Here is a 12,870-nt window from a genome sequence, read left to right on the forward strand (position 1 = left end):
CCGCAGCCGATCCGGGGGCCGGGCCACCTGCTCAGGTCTGCCCGAGCGGCGGCGTCACGGCGTGCCGGCGGCGGCGCCGGGCCTCACGGACCAGCGCGAAGACCACTGCCAGCAGCACGCTGACCCCCAGGGCGGCACCGGACACGAGCAGCGCCACGGTGCGTGCCCCGGTGTCGGGGAGTGTGGCGAGCGGCACGTCCAGGGACGCGGACGCCGGCGGATCTGCCCAATAGTCCTCCTCCGCGGGGAGGTCGGTGGACACGGCGGAGGCCGGATCGAGGATCCCGTAGCCGAGCGCCGCGTCGGGCAGCGGACCGGAGGGATGGTCGGCGGTGGTCTCGAGGCGGGCGATCACCTGCGGTGCCTTCAGCCGGGGGCGGTAGTCACGCACCAGGGCGGCCGCGCCGGCGGCCAGACCGACCTGGATGTTGCTGCCGGAGCCGCTGACCTGTCCCTGGCCGCGCGGGGCCACGCTGATCAGGTTCTCGCCGGGGGCCGCCACGAGCGCGGCGCCGGTGCCGGCGGCGTTGCTGACCGCACCGGTCTGCGCCACCGACGCCACGGCCAGGACCCCCGGCAGGGCGGCCGGGTAGGCGGTGGTCGAGTCCGAGTCCACCCGCGACGGCGCGTCGGTCGAGGCGACCAGCACCACGTCGTGTTTCGCCGCGTACTGCACGGCCGCCCGCAGTGCCGTGGTCGGGCCGCCCACGGAGACCCCGATCGCGACCACCCCGGCCTTGGCGTCCACGGCCGCGCGGATGCCCTCGGCCAGGTCGGCGGCCTCGACCCGGTCCTTGTCGTCGGTGACCCGCACCGGGTAGACCCGTACACCGGGCGCCACCCCGGCGAAACCCTGCTTCGGCCGTTCCCGGGCCGCGACCAGGCCGGCGATGAAGGTGCTGTGGCCGGAACAGTCGCTGTCGGCCCGGCCGCCGGTGCGGACGTCGCGGCCCGCGAGCACGGCACCTTTCAGGGCCGGGGCCTTCGCACTGACCCCGGTCCCGATCACCGCGACCAGTTCGCCGTCGCCCCGGGCGAGCGTCCACACCTGCGCGGGCGCCAGTCGTTGCTGGGCCCAGGGAATGCCGGGCAGCGACTCCTTCGCCGCCGGGGCGCAGTCCCCGTAGGCCGCATCAACGCCCCGGTGGGCCGGGGGACCGAGGTGCTCCCGGACGTCCACCATGGCCGATGCACTGCTGGGACTCACCGCCAGGACGGCGAACACCACAGCGGCCAGGGCCGGGACGCGCACGATCTTCCGGGTCATGCGGGCTGCTCCGAGCGTTCCGGCTCGAGCCAGCCGACCTGCAGCAGGTCGGCGGTGCGCCGGGTGACCAGTTGGCCCCGGCCGGGCGGGAACGGGCGCGGGCGGGTGCCGTTGAGCAGCGGCATCTCGTTGGCCGGGGCGGACAGCACCAGGTCGGGCGTGTTGGACTCCTGCAGACGGCGCACGACCGGCTCCATCATGAGCCGCCCGTGGCCGGCGGCGCCCCGGGTCAGCAGGACGTGCAGGCCGATGTCGCCGGCCAGCGGGAGCAGGTCGATGAGCGCCATCAGCGGACCACCGTTCGGCCCGATCAGCAGGTCGAAGTCGTCGACCATCAGGAACACCTCCGGACCCTCCCACCAGTCGCGGCGCTGCAACTGGGCCGGGGTGACATCGGGGCCCGGCATCCGCCGGCGCAGGCGTTCGGCCAGGCCGGTGGCCAGATCCGTGGCGGCAGCGAACGAGAACGCGAAACCCGCGCGGTAGGGCTCCGGTACGGCCTCGATCAGACCGCGGCGGGTGTCGATGACAGTGATCTTGGCTTCCTCGGGTGAGTAGGCCTTCACCACGCCGTCGACGACCAGGCGCAGCGCCCCGGTCTTGCCCGAGCCGGTGTCACCCATCACGGTCAGGTGCGGGGTGCGGCCGAAGTCGTGCCAGACCGGAGACAGATCGGCCTCGCTCCAGCCCAGGGCCACCCGTACGCCCCGGTCCTGCAGCTGGGCCTGCGGCAGGTCCGCGGCCGGCAGCAGACCCGGGAGCATGCGTACCTGCGGGGCCCGGGGCCCGCCCCAGGCGTCGGCCACCGAGTCGGCCAGGGCGCGGGACGCGGTGGCCAGGTTGTCGACCCGGGAGTGCCCGTCGATGCGGGGTATCGCGGCCAGGAAGTGCAGTTTCTCCATGGTCAGGCCCGCGCCCGGCTTCTGCGGGACGGTCTTGGCGGTGCGCATGTCGATCATCGAGTCGATGTGGTCGCCCAGCTTCAGTTCCAGCCGGGTGCCGAGCTGGTCGCGCAGCTGGCTGTGCACGTCCGACCAGCGGTTGGAGGTGAGCAGGATGTGCACGCCGTAGGCCAGGCCCCGGCCCACCAGCTGGCGGATCGGTAGGTCCATGGCCTCGTGGTCGGCCCGCAGGCTGTGCCAGCCGTCCACCACCAGGAACACGTCACCGTGCGGGTCGTCGGCGAACTCGCCCTGCCGCTGCAGCTTCCGGTAGGCGGCCATGTTCTCCACGCCGTGCTCGGCGAAGATCTTCTCGCGCCGGTTGATCACGCCGGCGACCTCGGCGATGGTGCGGCTGATCCGGTCCCCGTCGGTGCGGCCCGCGATCCCGCCCACGTGCGGCAGGCCGGCCAGTGTCGACAGTGAGCCACCGCCCAGGTCGAGGCAGTAGAACTGCACCTCGCGCGGTGTGTGGGTGAGCGCCAGCACCGAGATCAGGGTGCGCAGCAGCGTGCTCTTGCCCGACTGGGTTCCGCCCGCGATACCGACGTGACCCCCGGCCCCGGACAGGTCGACCATCGACAGGTCGCGCACCTGGTCGTACGGCTTGTCCACGATCGACACCGGTACCACCAGGCCGCCCCGCCCGGGCCAGGAGGCGGCCGTCAGGCCGAGCACCGGGTCGGGTGCCAGCGGCGGCAGGAGCTGGTCCAGCGTGGCCGGTTTCGTCAGCGGCGGCAGCCACACCTGGTGCGCCGGCGGGCCGGCGTCGCGCAGCCGGCCCACCGCGACCTTCAGCAGGGTGTCCTCGGTCTCGTCCGCCCCGGGCAGCGGCAGTTCCGGCTCCCGGGTGGGAGTCTCGAGGGCCGCCACCGGACCCGCGCTGAACGGCACCACCTGGCGGCGGACCTCCTCCTGACGCTGCTCGGCGGTCCGGCGGCGGTAACGCCCCGAGACGTAGGCCGCCTTGAACCGGACCAGGGTGGCCACGTCGATACGGATGTACCCGTTGCCGGGGGCGTTCGGCAGCTGGTAGGCGTCCGGTACACCGATCACCGACCGGCTCTCCATCGCCGAGAACGTGCGCAGGCCGATCCGGTACGACAGATGGCTCTCCAGCTTGTGCATGCGACCGTCGTCGATGCGCTGACTGGCCAGCAGCAGGTGCACGCCCAGCGATCGGCCCAGCCGGCCGATCATCACGAACAGCTCGGAGAAGTCCGGGTGCGAGGCCAGGAGCTCGCTGAACTCGTCGACCACCACGAACAGGGTCGGCAGCGGATCGAGCATCACGCCGTTCGCGCGGGCGGTCTCGTACTCCAGCAGGGAGCTGTAGTTCCCGGCACTGCGCAGCAGTTCCTGCCGGCGCATCATCTCGCCCTGCAACGCGTCCTGCATCCGGGTCACCAGGGCGGCCTCGTCGGCCAGGTTGGTGATGACAGCCGAGGTGTGCGGCAGATCATCGAGTCCGAGAAAGGTTGCCCCGCCCTTGAAGTCGACCAGGACGAAGTTCAGGACCTCGGAGGAGTGGGTGATCGCCAGAGCCACGATCAGTGTGCGCAGCAGTTCGCTCTTGCCCGAGCCGGTCGCACCGATCAGCAGACCGTGCGGGCCCATCCCGCCCTGCGCCGACTCCTTGATGTCCAGCTCCACCCGGGTGCCGTCCTCGGCGATACCCAAGGGCACGCGCAGCCGCTCGGGTCCGCTCGCGCGGGCCCAGATCTTCGCCGGGTCGAGGGCGTCGATCTCGCCCACACCGAGCAGGGTCCCCAGGTCGAAGTTGTTGAGCATCGGCTCACCGACGTCTGCGGTGGCGCCCAGACGCAGCGGCGAGAGGACGCGGGCCAGCCCGTTCGCGCGGATGGCGGACAGGGTGTCCGGGCGCCCCAGGGGGGTGCGGATCTCCCCGCCCGTGCGGTCGAACCGCACCATCGTCAGCTCCTCGCGGGCGACCTCCAGCCGCAGCGTGAGCCGGCCCGGACGCAGCGGACGCGCCGACGCCGCCTCCATCACCACGGTGTTGCGGTACCCGGCACCGGCCAGCCGCGACTCCTGCGGCAGTTCCACCCCGTCGACGAGGACCACGACGTACGGTTCGTCCCGCGTCGGCATCGCCCCGGCCTCGAACCGGCCTCGCTCACCCAGCTCACCCGTCAGCAGGCTCTCCAGCTCGGCTGCGTCGCGCGCGTACAGGCGGACGTTCCCCGCGCCGTCCTGCCGGCTCGGGTGCTGGCTGTGCGGAAGCCATTTCGTCCAGTCCCAGTCCACGTCCCGGTCGTGCGGGGCACACACCACCAGGCGCAGGTCGTCGGGGGAGTGGAAGGTGGCCAGCTGGGCCAGCATCGCCCGGGCCATGTCCCGGCCCACGGTGTCGTCACCGCGCAGCTGGACCTGCGCGAAACCCCGCAGGAACACCGCCGTCGGCTGCCCGTCGATCGTCGTGTAGGCCCGCACGAACCGCCGTAGTGCCCGCGCCGACAGCGGTTCCAGGTCTTCCACCGGCTTGGTCTGGATCGGCGTCATGGTCAGGGCCAGCCGCTGCGGCCCGGTGGCGATACGTACCTCGGCGAAGTCGGGGTGCGAGGGCCGCCGTTCCCAGAGCCGGTCGCTCAGCGCCACCGACCACAGCCCCGACGGATCCGGGTGGCGCCACGACAGCGCCGTGCGCTGTTCGCCGGCGACCGACCGGACCTTCTGCCGGGTCTGTGCCAGGTACCGCAGGTAGTCGCGGCGTTCACCGCGCATCCGCCGTTTGCGGTCGGCGGTGGTGCGGCCCATCTGGCCGAACACCATCACCATCATCACCCCCGCCATCAGCCCGGCGGCCATCAGCCCCATCCCCGGCCGGCTGGGTGACACGAACAACAAGATCATGACGCTGGAGCCGAGCGCCATCGGCAGGTACATGAGCAGCGTGCCCAGGTTGCCCGTGGGTGCTTCCGGCAGGACCGGGGGTTCCTGCAGGGACAGCTCACCGGACGGCATCTCCGGCGGCGACTGCCGCGCCGGGCGCCGGAAGAGGGTGGTGGTCATGGTCAAGACGACGTGTCCCGGGCTCCGACGGTTCTTTTCCCGTGCCCGGGGGATCTGCCGAGAAGTTGTGAACCGCACTGTCGGCCCGGGCCGTTGATTGTGCCGTGGCAGTCGCGAAAGCAACGACGACGAGTTCGGGAGAGGTCTGCAGGCTCACCGTCTGCGGGCCGGGCTCCCGGATCGAACTGGCCGTGCCGGCGCATGTGCCGCTGGCCGACCTGATACCGACCTTCCTCGGTTACCTGGGGCCGGACCTGGCCCAGTCCGGGCTGGCCCACGACGGCTGGGTGCTGCAACGGCTCGGTGAGCCCGCACTGGACGAGGATCTCGCCTCGGCGGCCCTGGGCCTCTACGACGGTGACGTCGTGCACCTGCGCCCCCGCAACGACCAACTGCCCCCGGTCGACTTCGACGACCTGGTCGACGGTGTCGCCACCGGTATCGCCGAGCGCGGTGACCGCTGGCGGCCGGAGATCACCGGACGGCTGCTGCTGGGGCTGGTCGGTGCCACGCTGCTGACGGCGTTCATCGCCCTGCCAGGCCTGGGCACGGGTATCGCGGTAGCGATAACAGGCTATGGCGTCGGAACGGTCGCTCTCCTGGCCGCACTCGGCGCCGGACGAGGGCTGCGGGAAAAGGGTGCCGGGCGACTGCTGATGGTGGCCGCCGTCGCCTTCCTCGCCACCGCGAGCCTGGCCCTGCCGCTCGGCGACGTGGAACTGCTCTCCGCAGACGGGGGATTCACCGGCCCCGGCGTCCTGGCCGCCTCGGTCACCGTCATCGCCGTGGCCCTGTGCGCGAGGTTCGTCCTCGGCGAGACCCTGCCGTCCTTCACCAGCGCCGGACTGGCCGGCGTCACGGTGGCCGTCGGCGGTCTGCTGTCCACCCTGGGGTACGTCACCGGTGCCGGCGCGGCCGCCGTGGTGATCGCCCTGGCCGTGATCGGCTCGGTGCAGGTGGCCCGGATCGCCGCTGCCCTGGCCGGCCTGCGGGTGCCGCCACTGCCGACCAACACGGACGAGTTCCAGGAGGGCATCGACCCCGAGCCCAGCGGCCTGGTGCTCAGCCGGACCGCCGTGGCCGATACCTACGTCACTGCCATCAGCACCTGCCTCGCCGTCGTGCAGACCGGCGGCCTGGTCCTGCTCGGTCTGGAGCGGGGAGTGGCGGAACGGGTGCTCGCCGGCGTCGTGGCCCTGCTGATCCTGCTGCATGCCCGCGAGTTGCACGGTATCCGCGCCCGCCTGGTGGTCATGATGCCTGCTGTTGTCGGCCCGGCCGTGTTGATCCTGGCCGAGACTGCGCACCAGCCACAAGAATTCCGGCCCATCGCGCTGGGCCTGCTGTTCGTGCTCGCCGGGATCCTGCTGACCCTGTCCTGGACCCTGCCGGGGAAGGCGATGCTGCCGCACTGGGGCCGCGCCGGTGACCTGCTCCAGACCGGCCTGGCCATCTCGATCCTCCCGTTGGTGCCCTGGGTGCTCGATCTCTACGCCACGGTGCGTGGCGGATGGTAGTCACCCTGCAGAACCGCCGCGACCAGGTGCAGGCCCACACCTTCATGGTGGGCCGCCTGCAGTCGGCGCTGCTCAAGGCCGAGCCCGACCTCGCCACCCCGCCGCTGCGGCGCACCGGCTCCGGACTCCTGATCGGCGGGGTGCTCTGTCTCCTGGCCGTCGGCGGAATCGCCGTCTACTCGGCGATCTCGCCCGGGGGAGCCACCAGCTGGCAGGCCGCCGGCGTACTCACGGTCGACAAGACCACCGGCACCTCCTACGTCTGGGCGAGCGACAAGCTGTACCCGGTGCTCAACCAGGCCTCCGCGAAACTGCTGCTGGGCAAGAACATGACGGTGAAGTCCGTGACCAGCTCCTCGCTCGAGGGCGTGCGCCGCGGCCCGGCCATCGGCATCGCCGGCGCCCCGGAGACCCTTCCCACCGACCGGGTCTCGTCCGACGCCTGGGAGGTCTGCGCGACGACCACCGTCACCGGGACCGGCGACACCCGTCCCGCCACCTCCCTGCGCATCGGCTTCGCCGCCCTCAGCACTCCCCTGCGCTCCGATCAGGCCGTCCTGGTGCGCACCACCGGAGGCACCCGCTACCTGATCACCGGTGGTCAGCGACTGAAACTCACCAAGAACTGGGTGCCCCGGGCCCTGGGCCTCGACGACGCCGCAACCCTCGACGTCACCACCTCCTGGATCGACACCCTTCCCACCGGACCCGACCTGCCCCAGCCCACCGGCACCAAGCCCGGCGGAAAAGGACCGGTCCTGGCCGGTGTCCGCACCACGGCCGGACAGGTCGTCGTGGTGCACACCACCGGCAGCGCCGACCGGTACTACCTGGTGACCAAGACCGGCCTGCAGACCATCACCGAGACCGCCGCCGCCATCGTCCTCGGCGACCCGGCCACGGCCGCGGCTTACGGCAAGAACCCGGTCCACGCCGTCAGCCTCAGCCCCGCCGCGCTCGGCCTGGCCACCGTCTCCGAGGCGCCTTCCTGGCAGTCGCACCTGCCGACCCGCCCGATGGCGCTCGCCGACACCGGGGCGTCGGCGATGCCGTGTGCTCGGGCGAAACCGACGAACTCGATGGTGGACGTCGATGTCGTCACGGTGCCCCGCGTCGCCGCGGTGTCGTCCCCGGCCCTCGAGGCAACCTCGGTCACCTCGAACCCCGCTCAGGGGAAGCCAAAACCGACCGAGTCCGCAGCTGCGGCCGACCAGGTCGACATTGCCGCGGGCGCGGGTCTGCTGGCCCGGACGCTTCCCGCCCCGGGCGTTCCCGGCGCGGGCCTATACCTGATCACCGAGGACGGGGCCAAGTACCCGGTTGCCTCCACGGACGCCGCACAAGCTCTCGGCTATGCGGAAGACCGGGCGACCGCGGTGCCGGCGAACCTGCTGGAGCTGCTCCCGACCGGACCGGTGCTGTCCCTCCTGGGGTCAGGCGGTGGTGCGGCGGCACCCTGAACGGGTCAGCCACCTCCGGATCGGCACCACCAAACGCAAATCATCACGCGCAGAAGGAGAGTCATGGCGAGCAACGAATACGGTATGAACCTCGCCCCGATGAACGCCATCATCACCCAGACGGGGACCACCCACACCGGGATGGTCTCCACGGGTAGCCAGGTGGCGAGCGGGGCCCAGAGCATCGGCTCGTCGACGGTCGCCGACTCCGGGCGGCTGATGGTGCAGAACTACGGCAACTGGGGCAGTAACTTCCAGGCCACGCACAACAAGCTGAACGAGCTGAACGAGCGCACGACGAATCTGCGAAACACCAACATCACGTACAACAACGACGCCACCTCGCAGGCCGGGTCCGTCACGGACGGGGGCTACATCGGCTCCCTCAGCGGCATCTGACGGTTCTCGCCCATCCACTCGAGAAAGAAGGCATGACATGGCTGACGACTTCCTGGTGCGCCCCGACTCGCTGGCCGAGGCCAACGAGGGAATGCGGGGCAATCACACCACCCTGATGGGATTCTCGGACGATCTCATGAACAATCTGAAGATGATTCCGGACGCCCAGTTCGGCAGTGCCCAGGAGCTGTGGGCGCAGAATCAGCAGGGGTTCAACTCGGTCTACGGTGACGTGACGACCAACTTCCAGCAGAACAACCTCGCCGCTACGAACGTGCACCAGACGTATGTCGAGGGGAACGCCCGGTCGGCTGCGGCCATCCAGGGCTGATCCAGCCGATCTGCCGGCCGGGTCGTGGGGCCCTCGTCCCGCGACCCGGTCGTTCCGGTTACCTCCGCAGAATCGAAAGAGGTTGATCGTGCCCGAATCCAAGAACATCGAGTTCAACAAGGCCCGTTACGACCAGCTGACGGGATTCGTCGACAGTATCGCCGAGGACATCAACACCGACGGAATTGCCCTCGGAATCACTTCCGGCGTGAAACTTGATGCCACGCTGGCCAGTACCATCCGTCCGGGTTCGCAGGCGTGGAGCGTGGCGAAGAATTTCTCCACCGCGGCTGGAGTATTCGGCGGTTCGGCGAACCAGCAGTACAAGCTGGTGGCCGATGAGCACCGACTCTTCGCCGATGCTCTGGTGAACGCCTCCGATGTGTTCCAGGACACCGACGACCTGGCCACGATGGAGGCGTCCAAGTTCCAGCAGCAGCACCCGGACGTCTCCGGTGTCAAGACCACCGTCCCCACCACGATCTGACTCGCGCCCCGCTCGCGTTCTGAAGGAGAACCGTGCCCACCGTCCCGGATAATGCGAACTTGTCGGAATGGACCTTCGAGAAGGCCGTCCAGGCCGTCACCGAAGATGCCACCGACCTGCACACCCCGGCGCAGGCCAACTGGCTCTCCTTCAAGGGCGCGAGCGAGGGCACGTTCTCCAGCTATCACGCCTGGGGCGAGTACTACTTCGGCGCGGATGTCAGCACGCAGCCGGGTGAGGCGTGGATGACCGCGATCGAGAGCCTGAACACGATCATGCCGGACGTGGCCGCCGGCCGTCGCGGGACCATGGATCTGCAGTCCCTCCGGGACACCGCGGCGGCGATCAAGGGTATGTCGGTGTGGTCCCGGTTCACCGGTGACGACGTCAGCCAGTGGGCCGACAACCTCCATCAGGAGGGGTCGGGGTTCCAGGGAAAAGCGGCGTTCCTCATTCAGTTCCGGCTGGAGCAGAACGGCAACGGGCTCAAGGACATCTACGAGCAGCTGAACAGCCGGCACGGTGGGGCGGTCGACGTGCAGGTGAGTGGCGCGGCCGATGCCCTCAACCAGTTCAACAGTACGATGTCGCAGACCTGGTCGGGGGCGTCCTCGGAGCTGGCCCAACTGCCCCAGCTGTACATGCAGCACATCCAGACCGAGATCTCCCAGCACCTGATCCTGCACGGCATCGTCGACGGGCAGCCGGGGTACAAGCTCGACGCCATCGCCGATGCCGGGTCGATCGATGTGGCCAAGACCTACATCCGGGCGGTCATGGCTGCCTACCCGCGCGGTGACCTGACATCGGCCGGGACCTGGGCGACGATCAACTCCGAGATCAGCGACGCCCTCATGCAGAAGCTGAAGGAGCTGGTCGACACGCCCGCCGGGACGGCGATCACCACGCTGGCACCGGCCTATCAGCTGGCCACGAGCGCCCTGGTGGCCCTGACCACGCCGACCCGGCAGACCCCGCCCTCGACTTCCAGCAGCAACAGCGGGGGAAACAACGGCGGGCTCGACGACCTGAATCCCAATGGTGGCGGCGGTGGTGGAAATGGTTCGCTCGACGACCTCGGCGGGGGTGGCGGGGGTGGCGGCGGCTCCCTCGACCCAGCCAACGGCGGAGGGGGTGGCGGCCTCGACGAGCTCGGCAACGGTGGAACCGGCGGTGGGAGCGGTGGTACCGGATCTGCCGGCCTGCCCGAGGCAGGCTCCACCTCGGCCGACGACCTGCTGGGCGGAGGCGCCGGAGGGGCCCCTGCTGCGAGCGGTGCCACCAGTGCGACGGCGCTGCCGGACAGCGGGCTGGGAGAAGGCGGCGCGGGTGACCCGGCCGCCGGTGGGGGGAGCGGTGGGACCGGCAGCCTGGGCGACCCGGCGAGCGGCGGCACTACGGGTCTCGACGATCTCACCGGTTCCGGGAGCGGTCTTGGGGACGGAGGTGCGGCCGATGCGAACGGAGGGGCCGGCAGCCTCGGCGCCCCGGTGGCAGCGGGTTCCGGCCTGCTGGGTAACGCCGGCGGTTCGGGCGCGAACGGTAGCGGCACCGGCAGCGCCGTGGACGTCGGATCGGACGGTGCTCTCAGTGAACCCGCCGGCGGGACGGCGAACTCCCTGCTGGACGATGACGGTGCGGGCGATCTGGCCGGTGCACTCGACCCGAGCGCCGCGGGTGGCACGGTCTCGAATACCGGTCTGCCCGACTCGGGCATCACCGACGACGACGGAACCGGCCTGGGCACGGGTGGTCTGGCAACTGCCGCGAACGGCGGGACCGGATCGGGTCTGAGCCCGGGGACGGCCGACGCAGAGGGTGGCCTGGGCTCCGGTCTGGGCTCCGGACTCGACCTGGACGGCGGTTCGCTGCCGGGTACGGTCGGGGATGGACTCGGGTCGGGTCTGGGGTCCGGCCTCGGGTCTTCGGATCCGGGAACGGTGGACGCGGACGGTGGTCTCGGTGCGGGTCTCGGTGCGGGGTCCGGCCTGGGGTCCGGATCGGCTGCCGGTGGCGGTGTGGGTTCCGGTGCGGGATCGGGTCTCGGCTCCGGTCCGGGATCGGGCGGTGGCCTCGGTACGAACAGTGGAAGTCCCTTCGGCACACCGGTCTCAGGAGGAACCACGCCCCTGGGTTCGGGGCTGGGTTCGGGGCTCGGGTCGGGCCTGGGGGCTGGGAGCGGATCTGGTCTCGGAGCCGGAGGTTCGGGCACCGGTCTGACCGATCTGCCCTCGCAGCTGGCCGGCCCGGGATCAGCCGGTAGTTCGCTGGGCACGGGTGGTACCTCCGGTGCGCCGGGAGCCGCCGGGTCGTCCTCGACCTCCAGCGGATCCGGGGTGCCGTTCTTCCCGCCGATGATGGGCGGCGCCGGTGCGGGTGGTGCTGGTGCCGGTAAACCCGAGGAGCGGGAACGCCAGACCTGGCTGTCGGAGGACGAGAAGGTCTGGGGCACGCACCTGGCCGCGGGTTCGGGAGTCATCGGCCGGCCCGACGACGAGGAGTTCGAGGAGGAAGAGGGATTCGTGCCCAGCCGGGTCTCCCGCTTCCAGCGTCCGAACCTTCCGAAGCGGCCTACCCCGGAGGAAGTCTCCGCCACGAACCCGACGGCAGGCGCCGACGGGTCCTCGAGCGGATCCTGAGGCGAGCCGACCGGCGGAGTCTCATGAACGTCCCCCATCGGAGAAGGAGAAGACATGCCCGGCCTGAGCGACGACATCTCGGCGGCGATCGACGACCTGCACCGTGAGCAGGCCCGGATCAGCAAGACGGGAGCCCAGGCGGTGGCCGTCACCGCGACGGTGACGTCGAAGGACCGCATGGTCACGGCCACGGTCGACGGGCAGGGCCGGGTCACCGCGCTGAAGCTCACCGGCACGAAGTACCAGAAGATGGCGCCGGCTGAACTGTGCACGCGCATCGTCGAGACGATGCGGCAGGCCCAGGAGGACGCGACCCGGCAGAGTATGGCGGTCTTCGCGAAAATGATGCCGGACGACCTCGGTTCGTTCCTGGGGGGCAAGACCGACCTGGATGCGATGGTGGCTGCTGCGATGGAAACGGCGTCACAACCATTGTTCCCGGACAGTGACCGGCGGAAGCGGGGAGAGAACAGTGGCCGATGACATTTTCGCGGCGGATCCGAAGGCCGTCATCAAGGGTGGGCAGATGCTGGCGGACACCCAGAACCGGGTGTCCGAGATGCGCATCATGCTGAACACCCGGCATTCCTCGGTCGAGATCGGCGATGACTCCATCTCGCAGTCCCTGAAGAAGGTGTACGAGCCGGCGGCGGAACAGCTGTTCCAGATGCTGGCCGCGCTCGGGTCCCTGCTGACGGGCCACGGCGAGGGAACTGTAGACATGGGAGGCATCTTCGATCAGGCCAACACCACGGCGACCAGCGTCGCCTCCAACGGCGGAAAGACGCACTGAGCC

General features: G+C 70.5%; 10 protein-coding genes. 8 read left to right on the forward strand and 2 right to left on the reverse strand.

Features of this window, described 5'->3' with window-relative positions:
* Positions 1 to 31: 31 nt before the first annotated feature.
* Together QSK05_RS11285 and eccCa are read right to left on the reverse strand one after the other, a co-directional pair.
* Positions 32 to 1,267: a S8 family serine peptidase gene (locus QSK05_RS11285; protein ID WP_285596858.1), complete on the reverse strand. Its 1,236-nt coding sequence runs from the start codon at positions 1,265 to 1,267 to the stop codon at positions 32 to 34.
* Positions 1,264 to 5,241: a type VII secretion protein EccCa gene (gene eccCa, locus QSK05_RS11290; RefSeq protein WP_285596861.1), complete on the reverse strand. Its 3,978-nt coding sequence runs from the start codon at positions 5,239 to 5,241 to the stop codon at positions 1,264 to 1,266. The genes QSK05_RS11285 and eccCa overlap by 4 nt, the downstream gene beginning before the upstream one ends.
* Positions 5,242 to 5,345: 104 nt before the next feature.
* On the opposite strand from eccCa, the gene eccD reads away from it, so the two are divergent.
* The 8 genes from eccD (at position 5,346) to QSK05_RS11330 (ending at position 12,867) form a co-directional block, all read left to right on the forward strand.
* Complete coding sequence (gene eccD / locus QSK05_RS11295; RefSeq protein WP_285596863.1) at positions 5,346 to 6,758, forward strand: type VII secretion integral membrane protein EccD; 1,413 nt, start codon at positions 5,346 to 5,348, stop codon at positions 6,756 to 6,758.
* Complete coding sequence (gene eccB / locus QSK05_RS11300; RefSeq protein WP_285596864.1) at positions 6,752 to 8,218, forward strand: type VII secretion protein EccB; 1,467 nt, start codon at positions 6,752 to 6,754, stop codon at positions 8,216 to 8,218. Before eccD ends, eccB begins: the two co-directional genes overlap by 7 nt.
* A 63-nt stretch (positions 8,219 to 8,281) precedes the next feature.
* Entirely contained in the window at positions 8,282 to 8,617 is a 336-nt protein-coding gene (locus QSK05_RS11305; RefSeq protein WP_285596865.1) for a hypothetical protein, read from the forward strand.
* Positions 8,618 to 8,654: 37 nt separating this feature from the next.
* Positions 8,655 to 8,948: a hypothetical protein gene (locus QSK05_RS11310; protein ID WP_285596867.1), complete on the forward strand. Its 294-nt coding sequence runs from the start codon at positions 8,655 to 8,657 to the stop codon at positions 8,946 to 8,948.
* Between the two features lie 88 nt (positions 8,949 to 9,036).
* Positions 9,037 to 9,435, forward strand: coding sequence for a hypothetical protein (locus tag QSK05_RS11315; RefSeq protein ID WP_285596869.1), 399 nt, complete (start codon positions 9,037 to 9,039; stop codon positions 9,433 to 9,435).
* A gap of 59 nt (positions 9,436 to 9,494) precedes the next feature.
* On the forward strand, positions 9,495 to 12,074 hold the full coding sequence (locus tag QSK05_RS11320; protein ID WP_285596871.1) for a hypothetical protein: 2,580 nt from the start codon (positions 9,495 to 9,497) through the stop codon (positions 12,072 to 12,074).
* Between the two features lie 54 nt (positions 12,075 to 12,128).
* A complete protein-coding gene (locus tag QSK05_RS11325) occupies positions 12,129 to 12,557 on the forward strand; it encodes a YbaB/EbfC family nucleoid-associated protein (RefSeq protein ID WP_285596872.1) in 429 nt (142 codons plus the stop codon).
* Positions 12,547 to 12,867 carry a hypothetical protein gene (locus QSK05_RS11330; protein ID WP_285596874.1) on the forward strand — a complete coding sequence of 107 codons (321 nt, stop codon included), beginning with the start codon at positions 12,547 to 12,549 and terminating at the stop codon, positions 12,865 to 12,867. The genes QSK05_RS11325 and QSK05_RS11330 overlap by 11 nt, the downstream gene beginning before the upstream one ends.
* The last annotated feature ends 3 nt before the right edge of the window (positions 12,868 to 12,870 follow it).

Origin of the sequence: Kineosporia sp. NBRC 101731 (assembly GCF_030269305.1) — a bacterium.
In the GTDB taxonomy this organism is placed as follows: Bacteria; Actinomycetota; Actinomycetes; order Actinomycetales; family Kineosporiaceae; genus Kineosporia.